The organism is Massilia alkalitolerans DSM 17462 (assembly GCF_000427785.1).
Lineage (GTDB): Bacteria > Pseudomonadota > Gammaproteobacteria > Burkholderiales > Burkholderiaceae_D > Telluria > Telluria alkalitolerans.
Map to the genome: position 1 here is coordinate 26,921 of NZ_ATYR01000015.1, position 18,947 is coordinate 45,867.

The 18,947-nt window shown below is 62.0% G+C and carries 22 protein-coding genes; 6 read left to right on the forward strand and 16 right to left on the reverse strand.

The features are described from left to right. Positions 1-1,930: 1,930 nt before the first annotated feature. The 6 genes from YWC_RS0115935 to YWC_RS0115955 all read right to left on the reverse strand — a co-directional run bounded on the left by YWC_RS0115935 (position 1,931) and on the right by YWC_RS0115955 (position 4,770). Positions 1,931-2,164: a hypothetical protein gene (locus YWC_RS0115935; RefSeq protein ID WP_027866275.1), complete on the reverse strand. Its 234-nt coding sequence runs from the start codon at positions 2,162-2,164 to the stop codon at positions 1,931-1,933. Further along, a complete protein-coding gene (locus YWC_RS34045) occupies positions 2,161-2,295 on the reverse strand; it encodes a hypothetical protein (RefSeq protein WP_267872170.1) in 135 nt (44 codons plus the stop codon). Before YWC_RS34045 ends, YWC_RS0115935 begins: the two co-directional genes overlap by 4 nt. Positions 2,296-2,312: 17 nt before the next feature. Continuing rightward, the gene (locus tag YWC_RS29640) at positions 2,313-2,714 is read right to left on the reverse strand and encodes a hypothetical protein (protein ID WP_027866276.1); all 402 of its coding nucleotides are present in this window, start codon (positions 2,712-2,714) and stop codon (positions 2,313-2,315) included. 88 nt (positions 2,715-2,802) lie between these two features. Continuing rightward, complete coding sequence (locus tag YWC_RS29645) at positions 2,803-3,045, reverse strand: hypothetical protein (RefSeq protein ID WP_169728122.1); 243 nt, start codon at positions 3,043-3,045, stop codon at positions 2,803-2,805. 13 nt (positions 3,046-3,058) lie between these two features. Beyond that, a complete protein-coding gene (locus tag YWC_RS32130) occupies positions 3,059-3,499 on the reverse strand; it encodes a DUF4124 domain-containing protein (protein ID WP_169728123.1) in 441 nt (146 codons plus the stop codon). 83 nt (positions 3,500-3,582) lie between these two features. Further along, the gene (locus YWC_RS0115955; RefSeq protein WP_156923713.1) at positions 3,583-4,770 is read right to left on the reverse strand and encodes a hypothetical protein; all 1,188 of its coding nucleotides are present in this window, start codon (positions 4,768-4,770) and stop codon (positions 3,583-3,585) included. A gap of 182 nt (positions 4,771-4,952) precedes the next feature. Between YWC_RS0115955 and YWC_RS0115960 the strand changes: the two genes are divergently transcribed. After that, positions 4,953-5,630: a hypothetical protein gene (locus YWC_RS0115960; RefSeq protein WP_156923715.1), complete on the forward strand. Its 678-nt coding sequence runs from the start codon at positions 4,953-4,955 to the stop codon at positions 5,628-5,630. Between the two features lie 159 nt (positions 5,631-5,789). After that, positions 5,790-6,584, forward strand: a complete 795-nt coding sequence (locus YWC_RS29655) for a hypothetical protein (RefSeq protein WP_036214637.1) — start codon at positions 5,790-5,792, stop codon at positions 6,582-6,584. Positions 6,585-6,685: 101 nt separating this feature from the next. On the opposite strand, the gene YWC_RS0115970 is transcribed toward YWC_RS29655, so the two are convergent. Further along, the gene (locus YWC_RS0115970; RefSeq protein WP_156923717.1) at positions 6,686-7,051 is read right to left on the reverse strand and encodes a GNAT family N-acetyltransferase; all 366 of its coding nucleotides are present in this window, start codon (positions 7,049-7,051) and stop codon (positions 6,686-6,688) included. 94 nt (positions 7,052-7,145) lie between these two features. Then, positions 7,146-8,309 carry a hypothetical protein gene (locus tag YWC_RS0115975; RefSeq protein WP_156923718.1) on the reverse strand — a complete coding sequence of 388 codons (1,164 nt, stop codon included), beginning with the start codon at positions 8,307-8,309 and terminating at the stop codon, positions 7,146-7,148. 198 nt (positions 8,310-8,507) lie between these two features. On the opposite strand from YWC_RS0115975, the gene YWC_RS0115985 reads away from it, so the two are divergent. Next, a complete protein-coding gene (locus tag YWC_RS0115985; protein ID WP_027866282.1) occupies positions 8,508-9,068 on the forward strand; it encodes a hypothetical protein in 561 nt (186 codons plus the stop codon). 46 nt (positions 9,069-9,114) lie between these two features. Beyond that, on the forward strand, positions 9,115-9,513 hold the full coding sequence (locus tag YWC_RS32860) for a hypothetical protein (RefSeq protein WP_156923720.1): 399 nt from the start codon (positions 9,115-9,117) through the stop codon (positions 9,511-9,513). Between the two features lie 21 nt (positions 9,514-9,534). Here YWC_RS32860 and YWC_RS29670 read toward each other — a convergent pair whose 3' ends face one another. The 5 genes from YWC_RS29670 to YWC_RS0116010 form a co-directional block, all read right to left on the reverse strand. After that, positions 9,535-10,371, reverse strand: a complete 837-nt coding sequence (locus YWC_RS29670) for a TRM11 family SAM-dependent methyltransferase (protein ID WP_051306503.1) — start codon at positions 10,369-10,371, stop codon at positions 9,535-9,537. Between the two features lie 77 nt (positions 10,372-10,448). Next, the gene (locus tag YWC_RS29675; protein ID WP_051306504.1) at positions 10,449-11,012 is read right to left on the reverse strand and encodes an SLOG family protein; all 564 of its coding nucleotides are present in this window, start codon (positions 11,010-11,012) and stop codon (positions 10,449-10,451) included. Positions 11,013-11,085: 73 nt separating this feature from the next. Next, on the reverse strand, positions 11,086-11,469 hold the full coding sequence (locus YWC_RS0116000) for a hypothetical protein (protein WP_027866283.1): 384 nt from the start codon (positions 11,467-11,469) through the stop codon (positions 11,086-11,088). A gap of 53 nt (positions 11,470-11,522) precedes the next feature. Further along, the gene (locus YWC_RS0116005) at positions 11,523-12,587 is read right to left on the reverse strand and encodes a tyrosine-type recombinase/integrase (RefSeq protein WP_027866284.1); all 1,065 of its coding nucleotides are present in this window, start codon (positions 12,585-12,587) and stop codon (positions 11,523-11,525) included. After that, positions 12,584-13,300: a metallophosphoesterase family protein gene (locus tag YWC_RS0116010; RefSeq protein ID WP_027866285.1), complete on the reverse strand. Its 717-nt coding sequence runs from the start codon at positions 13,298-13,300 to the stop codon at positions 12,584-12,586. The genes YWC_RS0116005 and YWC_RS0116010 overlap by 4 nt, the downstream gene beginning before the upstream one ends. 124 nt (positions 13,301-13,424) lie before the next feature. On the opposite strand from YWC_RS0116010, the gene YWC_RS29680 reads away from it, so the two are divergent. Both YWC_RS29680 and YWC_RS0116020 read left to right on the forward strand, forming a co-directional pair. Then, on the forward strand, positions 13,425-14,234 hold the full coding sequence (locus YWC_RS29680; protein WP_084416459.1) for a 3'-5' exonuclease: 810 nt from the start codon (positions 13,425-13,427) through the stop codon (positions 14,232-14,234). A 114-nt stretch (positions 14,235-14,348) separates the two neighbouring features. Further along, positions 14,349-14,774: a hypothetical protein gene (locus YWC_RS0116020; RefSeq protein WP_027866286.1), complete on the forward strand. Its 426-nt coding sequence runs from the start codon at positions 14,349-14,351 to the stop codon at positions 14,772-14,774. A 34-nt stretch (positions 14,775-14,808) separates the two neighbouring features. Here YWC_RS0116020 and YWC_RS0116025 read toward each other — a convergent pair whose 3' ends face one another. The 3 genes from YWC_RS0116025 to YWC_RS31635 form a co-directional block, all read right to left on the reverse strand. Continuing rightward, the gene (locus YWC_RS0116025; RefSeq protein ID WP_027866287.1) at positions 14,809-17,091 is read right to left on the reverse strand and encodes a DotA/TraY family protein; all 2,283 of its coding nucleotides are present in this window, start codon (positions 17,089-17,091) and stop codon (positions 14,809-14,811) included. A gap of 108 nt (positions 17,092-17,199) precedes the next feature. Beyond that, a complete protein-coding gene (locus YWC_RS0116030; RefSeq protein ID WP_027866288.1) occupies positions 17,200-17,823 on the reverse strand; it encodes a hypothetical protein in 624 nt (207 codons plus the stop codon). Next, a complete protein-coding gene (locus tag YWC_RS31635) occupies positions 17,824-18,879 on the reverse strand; it encodes a hypothetical protein (protein WP_027866289.1) in 1,056 nt (351 codons plus the stop codon). Positions 18,880-18,947: the final 68 nt, after the last annotated feature.

An 18,947-nucleotide genomic window follows, 5' to 3' on the forward strand; every position in this document is an offset into this window, starting at 1 on the left:
GTACTTCCGCGGGCATAAAGCACCGTTTCAGCCGTTTTTGGACATCGTGGTCTTGGCTTCAAGCGACAGTAGAACAGGTAAGCCCCTGCAGCCAGCCCGAAAGATACAAGATCAAGTGCACGAGCATGTCTGAGCTCAGCTTCAGCAGGCATAGTTTGTACTTAATTTCATGGGCGAGTCTTGCAGCGCAGTTCTTGCCCAGAAGTTTTTCAACACAAAAGGTCGATAGCGGACAGTGCCATTCGCACCTAGTGACAGTTTTATTTGTCCGCGGCTCAGTTGCCTGCACGAATATTCACCGGACCTAGTGAAGATTTTCTTGGCCTGACGTGCCGATGTGCACGTGTGAAATCAAGGAGATACGCGCTAGCGTAGTGACGATTTTATTCATCCACTACACACGGCGCCACACGAGCCATTTCTGAGAATTTGCTCGGTCGTCCATAGTGCGTCGCCGGTGCTTGCCGCGCGCATCCATAGCAGCCGCGACGTCTTGATACCCCAAGTCTGGAATGCCATCGCGTGCGGGATATACGGCGGCTGTACCAGGGCGACGCGGCGCGTGGCCGACAGCGCCTGTAGCACAGGCTTTAACAACTGAAGCTCACCTATTCCACCGGCGAGCAGGAGCAGCTCCGTCAAACAGGAACGTGGCCACCCTTTGTTAGGCAACTCCGCATCCAACAATGGGTGACCACTCGAGATCGTTACCGCGCGCGACACCGCCAACTCGCTCGCCCTCCAGATATCGGGCAGCCGAGCCGGATCGAAGGCGGCGTCGACGCCCTGAGCTGGTATAAGGGGTGGGCAAAGCATAAAGTTTCGCAAATGCATTTATACTGTATGAATGTACAGTATATCCGATCCGCATTGACCAAGTTGTTAAATGTTTGTCAGTCGGACAAGCACGTTCCGGAAACAATTAGTCATGCTGAGCCGTGGTTCGCATCCGTAGAAGGGCGAATGGGGGGTGTTACAGGGCGCGTCGTGGTTGCAAACGACCTTACTTGACGATCGACATTGTCGCGTAGAAACTCCGGAGTGCAGTTTAACCGTTTACCGACAGCTGAGGAAGGAATGCAATGCTCGATACAACAGTAAGGTATGGCCAGCGCGTGATCAGGATGACCACCCTTCTTGCGAAGGGCAAAATCCAGTGGATCAGCTATAAAATGCCCCTGCGCCCTGGTCGGATCACCGTGCTAGCCCGAGGCGGGGGCATGCTGTTCTGCGAACAGGAGCATGAGGACATGTTCTTCCGTGGCTGACCTTACAACGCCTGCGCCTGCGGCAGGAGCCAGCTCATGGGCGGATCGTTGCCGAGTTGCCGCCGACGCGGCGCGTTAAATCAACGGTGACCCCTTGCAGAGCTCCCGTGGCGTTTCGCTGGAGAACGAATGGCAGGGCGACCAGCTCTTTAGATCCCATCACGCCGAACTTGGCGGCACCGTACCACTGTGATCCGCATGTGATCACGCCACGGTATCGACCAAGCGGCAGCTGCGCCTCCACGGTCTCCCGGCTCCGCACAAAGACCTGCAGTAGCAGTTGCTTGCTCTCCCACTGCACCATTTCAAAAATACAGTGTTTCCCGTCCTTGGGGCCTGTAACCTGACCGGCGCCATCTCGTTCGTCGCCCCATAAAACGCTGCCGCTACAAGAATCCCGGTGGAAGGCATGTCGCCCGAGACAGCTTCAAGTGCAACAGCCAGTTTCGGCTCACCGGAAATCGATAGGTGAAGCGGCCAATAGCGCGCAGCTGCAAGGCCAGCGGCGACCAGCACCACCACAATCGTCCACCGAGGAATACTGCGAAACGGCGGAGCACTCGCTTCCTCGCGCATGTGCGCTCTGCGAAAAACCTTCGGCGAGTAGTAAGCCGACTTCACGGGATCTCGCCCACGCGATTCAGTGCTCATGCTTCAAACGCTCAACACGGCCTGTTCGCCGCGATATCGGCCACCGCATCGCCTTCGTAATACCGAAGCATGAGGTGCCCTGCCACGTTGCTGATCAGATCCATGATGGGGAGCGGACCATCACCTTCCTTATCGGGCTCATGGCCTACGTTCAGTAGGTACCATCGGTTGAGCCCCTCCCGGCCGTCGATCTCGAACGAGCCGATCGTTTCAGGAAGGGCCTCGTCGAAGATCGCGATGATCATGTTGTCGATGTCGGCGCCGCCGGCACTGCCAGCCCCTTCTCGTCGGTGATGATGGCAAACAGGCCAGGGGCGTCACGCTCAGTCGTGCGCCACGCCGTGGTCGATTCGCTGGTGCTGTAGAGTTCAAGCAATGGGATCACCTTTCATTTCACTTACTGTGGCGCGACAGGATTTCGCGCATTCGGGCGATATTTTCTGACCGGCCCGCTGGCAGCCGCTTGGCTTCGAGCTCGCGGCGGAATACTTCAGGGTGGTCTGCCGCTTTCGGCAGCCTGGCCAGTGCTGCCTCGCTTTCTCGCGCGAGCCGCGACCACCGCGCATCACTCTCCGAGCGGTAGAACGCAGCAGCTGGCCTGAGATCGAAGTCAACGGCGCACACCCTCGTGACCGCAGCATCTAGCTCCGCCTCGGAACTGATCGCCTGGCGCCGGTGCTCCAGCTCCAGTGCAAACGGGATCAGGAACCGATTCTCGACCACGCGCTCATTGTTCGACACAACCAGATCGCGACACCGTTCCTCGCCCAGGAGATCACGCACGAAGGAAGGCATGGGCCACCAGCCCCACACCAGGTGCCAGTCTGCTGCCCTATTCTCGTCGACAGGCACTGGGGTCGCAATCGGCTCAGGCAGTAGCTTTCTATCCGAGCTCATACACGTGATGGGGTCCATCGAACTTCACGTAGCGCCATGTCGTCAGGCCGATCGCCTTTGCGACCTGCTTTGCCGTTTCCTTGCTCCCAAAGCCCGGCACTGCGCTCAAGTCGAGATGCTCAAGAAGGGAAAACTGCCCAGGCTGCAGTGATCGAATGTCGGCCGCCTGATTGAGGGGTACCACATACCACCGAACCTTCGTCTCGGTCGTAGCAAGGATATAGGTCATGTCGAGTCCTTCTTCATGGCCGGGCCGGGAGTGGTGTCTCGCTGCAGAACTTCCTGGACGCCTCGTGGAAGCCGGGCTCGCCCTCGATCCGGACCTCACCACCCGCCTCACCGTCCGAAACGACGAAACCCTTGAAGCCGTCGTACCCGCCCATGCGGTTCTTTGAATTTACACGACCACACACTGCGCCCGTACGTCGAACCAGGTATGTCGACTTGTAGCGCGCAGACTCAGGATCGTTTAAGCGTTCCTCGATGCTCCATTTGGCGCGGGCAATCGTCAACGGCTTTGGCTTTGGCAGATCCAGTGCCTTGCACCCTTTCCGGGCAACGTCCGAAAATTCGACACGGCCTTGGGCGTCGACGCATTTAAACACAGTCAAGTCAGCGGCCACGGCGGATACTGAGTATGCGGCCAACGAGAGCAAGGCCAACGAAACGGAAATCGAACGCATCAGGGTATTGTTACTCGGCTGCCGGCCGCTTCGGGGTGCAGTCTGCACCAGGTGGTCTAATGCCATTTGCGAAAGGAGAGTCACTATTCAGGGAGATCGAAACCGGCCAGATCCAGGTATGACCGCATTTTCTCCGGGCTTTCCCAATGGGCGCAGTAGAGCGAACAGTCCCACAGCTCACCGATGGTCGCGCCACTGTCATCACGCAGTACTATAGGACGCATCGCGCTCGCTCCGGTCATATGGTGATTGATGAATGCCCATACATCCGCAAGGTCGGCGTCCTCGCAAAAAACTCTTACGTTATCCCCTACGACTACGGCGCCCACCGGCGGGATGTCGTAGTTGGCCGGGATCGTCACCTTCTTGAGCGACATCGGCTGGCCATCGGCGCCGTAGACGGCAATGTGGACGCTGCGCTTGCCGGCATCATGACCTTCCACGAATGCGGTCACGCGATCGAGGTAGGGGAACTTGAACTGGTCTTCGCCCACGCCGGGCTTATACGGCGCTGACTTGAGCTTTCCGACCAGGCCCTCGCCGCCGCGCGCGCGCACTTCGCGATCGAGCTCGCGTGCTTCCGCCGGTGTACTCGCCACCGCAACGGAGACCCAGCACGGCGACGGCGCCGAGTGCAGGAGCTGCTGCAGCGCCATCCAGCGCGCCTCGCACGGCCGCGCGCCGGCTGGATCCTCGTTCGTGGCCACCAGGTCGAACGCAGCGTAGCGACCCTGGCCCATGTCCTCGCCGTCGAGTACGCAGAACGGTACCGGCAGCGCCGCAACGGAGTCGGCCAGCACCTTCGGGATCGGGACGATCAGGCCGTCACGATTGGTACCGATCACGGTCACCACCGCGTCGGGACCGGCGCCCTCGGTCGTCTTCCGGATCATGCGGCGCTCGCCATCCTTCTTTTCTTGCCACATGTAGGCGGGGTCTTCCATCCGCTGATAGACCACGGCCGCGGGGACAGCGCCGAGCAGCTGCGGGGCCAGACCGGAAACGCGCTCGGCCGGCACGGCGCTCTGGTATTCGACACCGGCGCCCTGGGGCACGTAGCCGCCCTTGGCCGAGGTCTTTTCCTTCATGGTCTGGTCGAACACCTTCTTGGCGTGTTCGTAGGGCACGGCGCCTTCAATCTTCTCTTTGCGCTTGAGCGCGGCCCCGTGCTTGCCGTTCTCGTAGAACAGGCGCCACAGGCCCGTGCCGGCGGCGTCGGGCTCGAGGTGCAGGTTGTAGTCCTTGTCAGCGCCATCTTTCTGGGAGCGCATAAAGACGTGTTCTTCGCGGTGCTGGGTCATAGTTATTTCCATCGAATTGGTGAAGACCCGATGGTATGGAGCCGGCGCGGGCGTGGTTGCAGAACCGCCCCGCGCCCGGCCGCCAGCGCCACCTTGCAACCACGGCGCAGCACTCGCCCTACACTCCTCCGCTCACAGACAACGGAGGAACCATGGTCGCCACTACTTTCGACCCGGACAAAGCAACCGGCATGCTCAACTTCGCCCAGGGCGTGCGCCTTACACCGACTATCCGGGCACTTCTCGGCGCGCTGGCGCTGGATACGGCCGGCGCCAGCGAGTCGGATGACACCCTGCCCTTCTCTGGCGAGTCGACCGCCACGTGGAACAGCGTCCTTGCCCACACCGCGGCACTGGGCGACGAGCTGGGCCTGCCGGCGCCGGCGGCCGCGGCGCCACTGGGCGAGCAGATGCATGCCCTGGTCTCGGCGCTCGCTGCGCGCGCTGGCGCGCCAGCTGCAGGTGTCGATGCCTGGTTCCAGGAGCACACGCTCCTCCCAAGCCAAAAGCCTGAAGTCATCGACCTGGTGGAGCTGGCCAAGCTGGTCGACGACGGGCACGGCTTGACCGGCTACCGAATCGAGGAGTACAGCGTCAACGTCACCGACGGCCATTGCCACCCCTGGAACCCGTTCGAGTCGAACTTCGCCTCGCAGGGCGAGGCCGAATCGGCAGCCGAAGAATGGCTTCTTGAAAACGAGGATCACACGGAAGCGGTCATTGGCCGGGTCGTGGTGATCGACAACGTCTTGGAGTGCGACGACGCGAACGACTGCCTTACCTCGATCCACCGAGAGGATCTCGTGCACGCTCTGGCGCCGGCCGCGTAGCTCCGATCACCATGCGCCCTGCCCGGCCTCGCGCGCGGGCTGCCGGCACCGCCGAAATAATGTTGCACTCAACATCCTGCTGCATATAATGTCGTTCGGCACCTGCAGAGCGCCTCCAAGACCAGACCTTCACCTACACCCGCCGCACCCGCCCCAAGCATGAAGCACGAAAGCCCGACCGGGGATACCCCAGACCAGCACCAGGACATCGCCGAAGCATCGAGCGCAAGCGCCACTGGTGCGACAGACGCTGCGGCGAGCACGCCGAAGGAACAGCGCGCGACCAAGACCTCGACCGAGCGCGGTTCGGCCGCCGACAAGGCCCTGCTTGAAGCCGGTGGTGCGATCGTCAGCCGGCTGCGTCTGCGTCCGATTGCAGCTCGGGCGCTGACGATTCTCATGGAGCGCGAAGGCGACGTCTACGGCAAGCAGCGTGCTGCGATCGAGAACGCGTTGATTTTTGCCGCCGGCGGCACCGACGTGCTCGAGCAGCTGCTGGCCGACGAACAGGCGGCCCGTGAAGCTGAAGCTGCTGCCTTGGCCGCGGAGCAAAGAGCGGCCGAGGAAAGGGCGGCTGCGCAGGCCCAGGAACAAGCAGATCGCGAAGCGGAAGAGGCGCGGCTGGGAGAAGAGCAGGAGCAAGAGCATACGGTCAACCGGAAGCGGCTTTCGCTGATCGAAAACGACCTGGTGGCGCTGCTGGAGAAAGGCCCGATCACTGGCGCGGCTGAAGTGGGACACCGGCTCTGGTCGGACCGCGAAATGCAGCCCCAGGGCGCAGCGTGCGCGGTGAACGGGATTCTCCGGCGCCTGGTGGATCGCGGGTACGTCGCTTCGACACCAGTCGGAGATCGACAATGCTTCAGCGTGACCGAGGCTGGCCGCGACGCGCGCGAGCAAGACCGTCTCGACGACATCGATCCGCGTCAGCTCACCCTCCTCACCGAAGAATAATATTCGGTCTAGTCGCGCCGTCGCGACAAACGATATTCGGCAGCCTCAACCTTCAGGCAACATTCTTTCGGGCGAGAGTTGGCCTGCGTCTTACGGGTGCGTTACCGCGGCGCACTGTACACCTCGCCAGCTTCCTCCGCCTCATCGCGCTCGACGTCGTGCTCATCGTCGGCCGGCGCCAGCCCGAGCCGCGCCGGCCGCTCAACGACTCGCCTCCCGGCGCGCCTGCCCTCCCCATAGGAGCTCACCAATGCCGTCCCATCACCAGTTGTCCCGGTAGAGAGCGTGAAATGGTCGGCGCCGGTTTCCACGAAAGCGAAGTCGAGCAGCTGCGTGGCCACCCTCCGGCCCTGGTATTCGTCCTTGACGCCTATGCCTGAGATGTCGAAGCGGCCATCCACCTCGCGATACAGCAGCAGCCGGCCGATCTGGGCACCGTCGACATGGGCCGTGAACTGCTTCTTCACGGTACCCACTGGGCCGACGGCCGGCTCCCACTCGGGCGAGGCGATGCGCACAGCGATCGGCGCGCGCCGCGGCGCGCCGTCAGCGTGACGCTGGTCAGCCACGCGGGGCCGGGCCCGATTCGCCCTCTTCGTCGTCCTCGAGCTCGGCGTCCGGTGCTGGTGCTGGTGCTGGTGCTGGTGCTAGTGCTGGTGCTGCTGCGGCACAGAAGATCTCGTGCATGCGCTCCTCGGACGGCTGCTTCATCCGGCCGCCGCCTGGAAGAATGACGTTATGGAAGGTCAACGGGAACCGTGCGAACTGCCGGCCGCGCTCGCTATGCGAGTACACGACGTTGTTATCGACCGCGAAGCTGGCGCCGTCGGCGAACTCCACCTCCAGCATGCCACTCAGGCGGCCCACGTGGATCGTGTTGCTCACCTCACGCGCGCCGGCCAGGTTACCCTTGGTCTCGACGATCGGCGCGATCTTCTCGATCACCTTGAAGATGAATTCGTCGCGCAGCGCTGTCGCATCCTTCTTGGCCAGCGCCACCAGGCCATCCTTGAAGTCGAGCTTCAGCTCGTATTCGCCGCGCGCCACGTTGATCGGCACGGCGCCGGCGTCGACGGCGGCGCGATTTTCCGGATCCTTGAGCAGCTTCATGCGCAGCGTCGGGCTCCCGGCCATGAAGAAGTCCAGGCGCCTGGCATATTCCCTGGTGAAGTGCTCGACGAGCTGGGTTTGATTGCGCTCGGTGACCTGCACCAGCACCGTCCACAGGTGCCTGGTCGCTGCCGGCGTCGCCGGGGTCGGTACGAAGCGCTGTGCGGCCGCGCGCTCTTCCGCCGACTTCACCGGGCGCTTCACGATGCATTCTTTCAGGGCCGTCATGCGCTGCGCCACTGGGACGAATTCGCTCAGGACCTGGCGCATGGCGTCCACAGCTGGATGATCACTACCGCACGCGTTCACCTTGCGCAGCGTCGCCTCGACGCGATGCAAGGCCGTGCTGTCGCCGTAATAGAGGTCGAGCAGCTCGCCGGGAACCGTTTCGCGCTGACCGTAGAAGAACGGGGCCGACACGTGCTTTTCCCAGGAATTCTCCAGGGCGCGGCCGAAGTGCTGTTTCAGCTCGTTGTGGGTGACATTGGCGAGGGCAGCAGCAGCGACGCTGTCATTGAGCAGCTGCAGAAACCGGGGGAACGCGACCGGCGAGGTCGCAGCGGCCGCGAGGGGAAGCTCGGCAGCCGCCAGTGCTGGAAGAGGTGAAGTAGTCATGCACCGATGCTACCTGGGCGCGGAGGGCGTGGTAGCAAGCGTATCTATGCGAGCGTTGCTCAGCATGCACGTGTCTGCGCGGTGGCGACCGATCATTACTGTACGCCACCAGACACAACAGACGCGTTACCATGGCGAGCACAGTACTTATAAATCAATCGCGTGATCAGATAATGTTTTGTCGCAAAAGATAATATTATGACTAATCTTGACAATGTGCTGGAAGAATGGATTCCCTATCGATTAGAGACGCTCAAGACCTTTCAAGCGGTTTGGAATTTGGCGAAAGAAACCAAGGAAGGCCGCGAAGTGCAAATCGTCGTCGACGGCAAAACGAGGCTTGTAGGAAACGTCTCGATGATCGCCAATCCAATTTGCGAAATTGGTCTAATCCACGCGCGAGCACTTCTTGAATTTCTCGGCTTGAGCCTGATAGAAGGAAAACTAAAAACCATAGAAAGGAAGCGACGAGCGGATGACATCGCAATTGAGCATTTTAAGGCTAACGGTGTCGCACTGGAACGGCTCACGCCGGAACAAGCTCTATCTGACTATCCGGGCGACCCAGAGGATGCGAGGGCCGCGTTTATGGCCGTCTTTGAATGGACAAACAAAGGTGTAGCCCATTTAACTGAAGGGAGAACGTCTCGAACTTATACAGAGGATCACTTGAAGATCGCTCTTAGTGGCATAGAATACCTCGTGAATAAACATTTATATGCCAAGCTAGGATTGACGATACCGAGTGATGACTACTAGGCTAAGTGCAGATGTTGCCATCCAAATATTTCGCAAAGCTTGACCCATGAATATAAAAAATGTGACCGCGAAAAATGGCGCGAATTACACGCTGTCTATCGATGATGACGGAACCGAGATCATAGTTAGCCGCGGTGCCGATGCGCTCGGAACAATAAGCCTGAATTATATTCAATTCGATTGGCCTGATCCGGATCACTACCATATAACACATCTGTCTTTAGAAAAATGTAGTGGAATTGGGCTCGGGCGAGAGTGCCTTATTTTTCACAAAGAGTGTTTTGGCGCACCGATTACCGCAGGCTATGATTACGGACAGGAGAGCTTGGATGGGAGCCACCTTACTGGAACGGGACCAGGCTTTATTTACACGATGCGGCAGGAAGGGGTTGTGGTCCCCTCTGCGAGCGACCGCTTTGATCGCGATGACGACTGTGACAACTAAGTCGTGTATGCATGCGTGTGCTTACGCGACCATCGCGTGCTGCACATCGTTCGCCGCCGGCGTCAGCGCATCGCGCCCACGCCCGACCGCCGCGCATCCACTCGCCGGCGTCCTGATCACCTTCCTGATCTGCTCGCGCCAGAACCTGGTGCTGGTGGGCCGGGTGCCCTCGATCTCACGGTAGATCTCCTGCAGGTCGGCCTCCCCGCCCAGGCGCTCAAGGGCCTTGCGGATCACGCGCGGCCACACTGGGCCGCCGACCGTGGCCAGGACGTCCCGATACGCGCCGGACAGCTTGTGCACGGCCGCAGTCTCGCGGTACAGCGCGAAACCAATCATCGTGCGGCGCCTGCCCTTCTCGAAGGCAGCGAAGACCAGCGGCAGGCTCAGGCCTGGGAACAGGTTCCGCGGGATCATCGACTGCGACAACGCCCAGCGCTCGGCATAGCCGACTACCCGCGCAGCAGTCTGGAATGCATAGGCCGGCAGGATGAACCCGGCTTGGCCACCGTCCGGCAGCAGCTCGTGCGCCCTGTCGAGGAACCCATCGATAAGGCTCAGGTTGAAAGGCGGATTGCCAATGATGTGCGTGGGCTCTACATCGATCTCGACCGTGCGGAAATCCCCTTCGATCACCCGGCAGCCCGTGTTGCGCCGCGCGCGTTCAGCCATGAACGGGTCGATCTCGACGCCGATCGCCTTCACGCCAGCTGGCACTGCAGATAAGAAAGCGCCTGGGCCACAACTCGGCTCTAAGATAAGATGTCCGGCACCCAACGATGGGAAGAAGCCCTCCACGATTGCCTCGGCGGCCCATTGGTGGGTTGGATACTGGCCAAGCTCTTTGATGGTCGACATGCGCGTTCCTTATTCAACTGATCACCCCATGTTACGGATGACCCGCGCGGTCTCGCAAGGAATGGTGCTGGTGGTGGCTAAGTTGGACGCGTGCCGTCAGGGGCCTGGTCCTCGTCCTCTGCCTGCGTCGCCGGCGAGAACGCATAGCGCTCCCAGGCGGACCACAGGTTCACGATCTCTACCTGGCGCGCGCGCGCATACTCGACGCAGTTGGCGGTACCGCCGGAGGTCCCGTTCCACAGCGCCAGCACGCCGGTCGCGCGGTCGACCATCCACTCGTTACGGACCTGCATCTTCCAGACAGCGTAGCCGCCGGGGCTGACGACGACGACCTTGGTGGCGCGCGCCAGGATCGTGCGGAACAGATCCTGCTGCTCGGGCCGCCACCTGCGCTCCTGGCCCTCGAATGGAACCGCGGCCGTCAAGGGTATGCCCAGCTCGATGGCCGCCAGCGCCAGCGCCGTATCCCAGCCCAGGGCCATCCCGGAGATCACCTCTTCCGGGCGGTACTTGGTGAGCGCGGCGCGCGCCAGGTCGACCAGGCGCGATGACACGGCGGCGCCGTAGCCACCCAGCTTGTCGGGCCGGTGGCCGGTACCGGCCAGGACGGCGTGAGGAAAAAGGGTAGATGTATCGGTCATGTTGAGGCCTATGGAAAGCGCGCTGGCGCCCCGAAAACTATGGCATTAAGGATTCGATACACCGTGGGGGATGTCAAACACCCAGCTGCGATCGCACGTCGCGGCCGACCAGGCAACGCGCGGCAGATCGCCCCGCGCCGTCGTGCGGAGCCATCGACTTCAGACTGAACTCGGCAACATTCAACTCGCAAGCAGACTTCGACTCGGCCTGGATGACGATGGGCTTGACCGCATCCTTCCCCTTCACGACCATGTACCAGTCAGCGTCATTGAGCGAGCCGAAAAGTGCCACGTCATCCGCGGCCGGGGCCGGGGCCTGGGCCTGGGCCGCGGCAGTAGCCGGACGTGCTGGCGCCGGTGCTGGCGCGTGGGGAGTGATGGCCTGCCTGCCGCATGCCGTGAGGACGACCATGGTGGCCAAGGATGCTGCTGTTACGAGTTTTGCGTGCTTCTTCATCTGACTTCCTGGATGTGCCCAACGGCGCTGCGCGCCGCCTGATTCGGGCGGTTTTAAGTAATAGGGATAGGCGCCGGCGGGATACGCACGCGGGCAGATTCTGCGTAGCGCTCGGCGGAGCGGCGATCGTGCAGACCGAGGTATTCCTCCAGGTCCGCAAGCGACGTGCCGGCCTCCAGCTCGCGCTGGGCAAAGGTATTACGCAAGGTCCGGCCGCCCTCGCGCTTCAAGGTGATGCCGGCCGCGGCGAAGGTGGTGCGCACCTGGCGGTAGAGAGTGAACGCCTTGACCTTGCCGCCGCTGGGCATCGCCGGGAACAGGATCTGGCCAGGCACGTCCATCTTGGCGCGCTCCGCAAGCCAGCTCTTGACCTCGGGCACGGCAAATGGCCGTAGCATGGTCACGTGCTTGCGACCGAACTGGCTACCGGGCACCGGCCACACCGTCACCGGCACCGAGCCGGAGTCATCTGGCGCGCCGATATTCTCGATGTACAGCTCGATGACTTCGCTCACCGTCAGGCCGGCACCGATCATCAAGGCCATCATGGCGCGGTCGCGCCGGCGGCGCCAAACCAGGGCGGAGTCTTCCGCCAGCTGGGCCGAGCGAGCGGGCAGCGCCTGCATGAAAGCGGCCTGCTGCTCGAGCGTCAGCCATTCCTTAGGCAAATCCTTCCCGCGGCCGCCAGGCATCTTCCCAAGCGCGACTGACGCCACGCGCGCCGGGTTCGGCTGAATGCGCAGGTGGTCGTAGACACGCTCCAAGAGCCGCACATACCGGTTGCGGATCTCGCTGTTCAGGTCTTTCGTGCTGCCCTTCTTGGGCGGCTCCATCGCAGCGTCCAGGAACTGCAGGATGTGGTCCTTCGTTACCCGGTCCACGGACAGACCTTCGCCATGCATCCAGCGCACGAACTTCGAGAACATGGCGACGTAGCCCTTGATTGACCGCGCGCCAAGGGGCTGGGGCTCCTGCGTCTTGCCATCGGCAGTGACGCGTTTCGGACGCTTGCCCAGCTCGACGAACTTCACGCTCTCGACGAAGCCGCCGAACGCGGTCATCGGGTCTGCGATCCAGTGCGCTTTCTTGTCGAACAGGTGCGTTTCGGTGGTGGTCATGTGTGCGCAGCCTCACGGCTCTCCAGTAGCTTAGGTGGCACCATCATATCCCCGACCAGCTGCAGGACGGGACCTGGCAGCACGGCGACCGTATTGGCCCGGCGGTGCACGAGATCCCACTCGGGCGTATAGCAAACGAAGACCCGTTCGACACCCTCGACATGCTCGTTGCCGCTCCCGGTGCCGCGCAGGGCCGCGAGAGTGCACCACTCGTCGCCACGGCGCAGGCCAACCAGGAACTCATTCCACGGCGTCGCCGGCGGCAGCCCTGCGTGCACGAAACCCAGGTGCGCCGCGCCGTCGCCGATCGAAATCGCCAGTGGCAGCAGTCGCATGGTGGCCACGAGCTGCTGGCGCTGCTGCTCGCCGGCGCCAGCTAACCAGTCCATACCGTGATAGTCCAGCTCGGCGAGCGCGGCAACCGCCTCGTCGTCTGGCGGGCCGTCTGCAAAGAGATCCAGGAGATCCTGCTCACCGTTGCTGATGACGGCGAAGACCGAGGGGGTGCGCAAGAACCGGATGCAGCCAGTGAGCGACTCGCGCCCGGACAAGAGGTGCCCGACCGAGATCAAGCGGTCCCGGCCAGGCTCGAAGTCAGCTTCACGCATGGCCATGAGAACCTGATCGAACGCGCCGCAAACGTCGCCGACGATAAAGTCCCGTCCCACCCTGTTGTGAGGCAGACACAGGACGGCCGGGTTCGCCGCGCTCACGCGCGCGCCCCCTTCAAGCCCACCTTCTGTCGTCGCGTCACTACCATTTGCAATCACGCCTTTGCCCTGCCTTTGTTCTCTTTTATGCTCATACTACGTAGATGATACAGAAGGTTATAAAGCTATGGAACCTACAACTAGCGCAATCGAAAAACGCTCCGACCCGATGGCCGGCATCGGCTCGGTAATCGACACGGAGACCACCGGCCTCGATCCGAAGAAGGATCGGGTCATCTCGTTCGGCCATGTGCGCCTGGTCGACGGCAAGATCACCGAGAAGATCGAGTGGTTCTTCAACCCCGGTGACGTGCCGATCAATCCGGAAGCGATGAAGGTACACGGCATCACGCCTGAGTTCCTGGCAGACAAGCCGCCCATCAAGGGCTACCTGCTCAGGATCGTCGAGTTGATGGTCGAGTCGATCGTCTGCGGCCACAACCTCAAGTTCGACGTCGACATGCTCAACGCCGAGCTGGCGCGCCATCGCTACCCGCCACTGGAGCAGTTCATCGCTGGCAAATTCGACACCATGCAAGACAGCCGCAAGCGCTGGCCGGGCAAGGCCGCCAGCCTGGACGCGCTGTGCGAGCGCGTCGGCGTCTCGACCGCGCACCGAGAAAAGCATGGCGCCCTCACCGATGCGGTGCTCTGCGCCGAGGCCCTGATCGCCATGCACAGGGAGCAGCGCAGCTTCCTCGACGTGTTCGCCGAAGACACCTCACCTGTTGCGCTCAACGACATCGCTGGCGACATGCCGGAGATCCTGATAGTCCCCGCGTCTGCCCAGGAACTGGCCACGCACGCGTCCTACCTGGCCGGAATGAACGGTGACGCCCCGATCTGGTATTCCTACAGTGCGCCGGCGCCGGCCGCCGCCGACTGCGATGACGAAGAAAGCGATGACGAGGTAGTGAGCTCGATGGCGCCATGCTGATCCAGCCTGCCGATCGGACATCTTCCGACCGGTTATTTGACAGAGTCAAACCCACCTTGATTAAATGAAGATGTGGGCAGGAGTTCTTCTGCCAAGCTAACAAAGAGGCAACATATGAGTTTCTGGGATTCGCAAAGGGCAGTCGACACCGCCGGCCTGGTCGATAACATGGCCGAGATCGGTGGCGTTCTGCGCGCGCGGCGCGAAGCGAAGCGGGAAGAAAAGCAATTCCGTGAAGGCTACGCGAAAGCCCTTGAAGAGGCCAAGCGCACCGGCGTCATGCCTGTTCAGTATCAAAAACTTGCCCCGATCGACCACATGGGCGGCCACATCGGCGTTAAAGCGGTTGCTCTCCGCGAGCTGGGCAAGCTTAACCCGCGTCACCCGCTGGTCGTTTCACCAACCGTCCGGGGTAACATCGCAACCCAGACGAAGATCAACTACAACCGGGCCAACCGTCCGGATGACCCTGACTTCCACGAGTTCGCGCCGAGCGACCCGGTCGCGCAGAAGATATACGAATTCACGCTCGGTAAATGATAAGAAAACGCCCTGGTTATCCAGGGCGTTTTCATTAGTAGTCCTTCTTCTGATCAATGACCGCAGCGGCTAATCCTTGCTGCCCGTTATTCTTCAGGTCTTTCGCCATCTTCATCTTCATCGAGGTCGACACCGCCCCACTACCACCGCGCGCAGCATTGATGAACACGCCAGCGACCTTGCTCTCGACCTCGTGACCGGTCACGGCGTTCTGGTTGTTACCGATCCAGCCGATCATGCGGTCAGCCAAGTTCAGCATCACAGAGAAAGTCGAGTTGACCAGGGTCATACCCATTACGGTGAAGATCACCATGTACGCGGCGATCGACATCAGGCCGGTCAGGCTGTTGCCCTGGGCGCTGCCCACGGCCGCGCCGAAGTAGCGGAACAGGAAGGTACCCATCACCGTCACCGCAGCCGATGCGATGAAGAACGAGAAGGTCATGATGATCGGGCGCGCGAAATTGTTCAGCATGTACGTGTAGCCGTAGCTGGTACGCTGGCCCATGCCCTCACCGTCCGAGTCGAAGTGAGCCATGGCCCAGAGGGAGGAGCCGAGCAAGGACTCAATGATCGACGTGAACCACTGGATGATGGCCGCGAACCATTGGATAAACGGCACCATGGGAATGTAGAAGGCCATGACCGCGGCCGAAACGAACATCAGACCGAGCACTGGCAGCATCAGCCCGCCGGCATCCTTCGCAATCTTGCTAAGGGTGCTGGCGATGCCACCACCAGGCACAACACTGAGCACTTTCTGCCCAAGCGAGCTATTCGCAACACTTTCAGCCGCGCCGATCACAGCCCTACCAACACGTGTCCCAGCAACGAAGTCGGCCGCACGGTATGCGAAGTACATCGCCTGCGCCGCAGCAAGCGCATTGTCGCCGATGTTCTTGAACGTGATGATCGGATTGACAGTCTCGCCGGCGCCAGTCGAGCTTGACCCGATCATGCCATTCAGCGCGCCACCCAGGATCCACTGGCCAACCGAGATATTGCCGGTGGAGGAGGTGGGGAGGATGCCCTGCTTCTGCGCACTGGCGACGCCTACCGCTGCCTCCAGGCCCGCCAGGAGTTCTCGCGTCGTTGAAGGCATGTCCTCGTCGTCCGGCATGTTCTCGAACGTCACGACTGGGTCGAGCATTTCATTCATCGCCTCGCCGACCTCGGCATACACGCTGTACCAGATACCCAGGGTGATCCAACCACCATCCTTCATGCGCTGCGTAAGCTGATCGGAGATGGCTCCGGAATTGCTGACGCTGTTCGCCTGGGCTGCGAGCGCGGCCAGCTTGCCCTGGAATGTGTTGGTGTAAATACCGAAGTAGCCATCAGCAATCGTCTTGACCGATGCGTCGAACTGCTCCTTGTTGCTGTTGGGCGAGACGCCGGTGATAAGGTCCTTGGCCGCAGCGTACGTGGACTGCAGCGTCGCAGCGTGCGCATCCATCGACGTCTTGCGGATACCCTCGTAATTGACGTCCGCAATACGGAGCCCGAACGTGCTTTGCGTGATGCTGTTGGACCGAGGCGAGAAGTTCATCGTGATCTCGCCGCATGCCGAGCTACCGAACTGGCCACTCGGCTGCCGCCCAGCGAACTTCATCACGATCGCCGTTCCGCTATCGGTATTGAGCGTCACCGGGAAGTCCGTTGGCGTCGGCTGGCCAGCCGTTTGCATCGCAGCGGCCATGTCTTGTGAGGCGCGCTGACATGCTACTGCCTTGGCCATGTACAGCTCCATATTCTTGAGCTGGGCCGCCTGCTTGATGTTACCCATCGGGTTGACGGTCGTGTGAAACGCTTCGGTACTGTCGATCGCGGTCTGCTGCACCCGGTTCGCGCCGGCGATGCCCAGAAGGCAGGCGACGACCATCAGAGCCTGGCAGAATGCCCATCCGCCGAAGACTGGCATCAGGCTCGCCGTACCGAAGGCGACGCGCACTGGCACCCACACGGTCGACATGCGCTTGCCCAGGACGACACCCTCGTGCATCGTCTGGGCCAGGCCGGCGATCATGTTGTAGGCCATCCAGATGCAGGCGGCCGAGAAGATGAACATGTTGAATTCTTTGAACATCGCCGCCAGCAGCGTTCCGGTCGACCCGTCTTGGGTGCGGAAAGGATCGAGTGCGAAGTCGCCCAGCACTGCCCGGAGCATAGCGAACGATTCGTCGGTCTCTCGGTTAATGTCGGTGAGAAGGTCGGTGACGTCATCCAGGAGGCCAGCATGCGCCACCTCCGGCAACAATAGACACGCGAGAGCGGCCGCGCCAGTGCGGATGTGCGTCGAATTTATGTGCTTGCGCATGAAATTTCCTGTTGAATCTTGTTACGTATCAGCATCATAAAACAAACATTCCGAGATGTCGCCTGACATCTCGGAATGCTGGTGTCTCTGTTGCTGCACTCCCGGCGCTTACGGGCGCATGGTTGCTGCTTCTTCATCCTTCCGGATTGGTGCCGGTGTCGGCAGACTCTCCAGTCGGGGGCCCGTCTTGGCCAGCTCGATACGCACCTGCTCATAAGCGGCGCGCATCTCAGCTGCGATGCCATCGACGTTGGCGGAGATCTCGGTGGCGCGCAAGGATGCCTGGGCCAGCTGCTCGCTCAACGCCGGGAAGCGGTTGGCCAGGAGCGTGGACATGGTGCCGATGTTGTGGCTCATCGCCTCGACGTTCTCGGCCACCAGGGCGGTGGTTTCGCGCAAGTCGGTGGACTCCAGCACGCGCAGGCACGATTCGAGCGCCCGGCCCACCTCGGTCACCAGGACGCGGCGCTGGCTTTCTTTTTCCAGCGGAAGGGTGTGCTCGGCCACTGCGAGCATGCGCTGTTGCATAAGCTGGCGCGCGCTGCTCATCCTGGACGAGCGCAGCGCCAGGAGGCGATACGACGCCGGCTCAGCGACTTCCGCGCGCACCCGGTTCACTGCCGGCGAGTTCATCTCCATGCACACGCCGACGGCGTCTTCACGCACCTGCTGGCTCAGCATGTCCTGCAGTGCACCCAGGTCGGGTGCGTAATCGTGGGTATCGAAGGCCATTTAGCGCACTCCTGGTGCAGTAGGTTTGTCGGCGGGCGGCTGGTGAGTATCGAGTTCATCCAGGCGGTCGGAAATAGAACGGAAGATCTGCGAGCGCAGGGCATTGCGCGGGCCGTCGTCGCGCTTGAGCTCGTCGACCAGATCCTTTGCCTTTTCAGCTGCAGCGTGCAGCAGCATCAGCTTGGCGCCGACCGGGGTGGCGCTGGCCAACTGCGCGGCCGGCACGAGCACGCCGGCGGTCTTCTGGAGGAATGCCGACTCGCTGAACTTGCCCCCGACGATGAACTCGCTGGCCGCCTTGGCGCCATCGGGCACCAACTTGGATGCCGCCGCCATCGACTGCACGGCGCGCCCGCCCTCGGGCATGTTCCGCAGGAAGGCGCCGTTCGAGCTTTGCAGCCCCGCAGTCAGAACGGCGCGCAGCCGCACCGGGTCGAGCGACGCGATCGACTGGCCCGGCGCGATTACGTCAGCCGCGCGCATCAGGTTTTGGAACACGGTGACGTCGAACTCCCCGCCAGTGGCAGCACGATCTACTCGATCACCGTAGCCGACGCCGATGACGACAGCGGCCAGCGCCACCAGCTCGCCCGTGCGGCTCGTGTGCGCGTTGTCAGCCTGCTCCAACGCTGGCGCGGTACGCCCCGCTTCTGCCGGACGCGCGGCCTCGACCTGCTCGTCGATGCCGCGCGGGCGGGAAGTGGCTGTCCCCTCCCCCAGCAGGCGCTTGTACAGGTTCGCGATCGGGCTCACCGGCGTGCGCACGGTCGGCCGGGCTGGCGCCGCCGCCGGTGCGACGATGCCGGCGCGCAGCGTGGCCTTATGCCGCGCTCGAGCAGCGTCAACCGCATCGACTGCGAGCGATGCCCAGCGGGCCAGCGGGTTCGTCGGCGACAAGATCAGCGAGGCTGCTGGCGCGGCGCCGCTGCAGTGGGGCGTGGCCGTCAACGGCTTGCCACTATGGTGCGATGCCATCAGCATCGCCGCCAGTCGCGGCGCCGACTTGACCGCGAGGCGGGCAAGGACGTTCGGATCAGCGGTAAGGGGGACTGACATTAAGGGCTCCAGATAACGGTGTGTGAATGCTGGCGAGCATCCGTTTTACCGGATCGGCACCGGCGTGG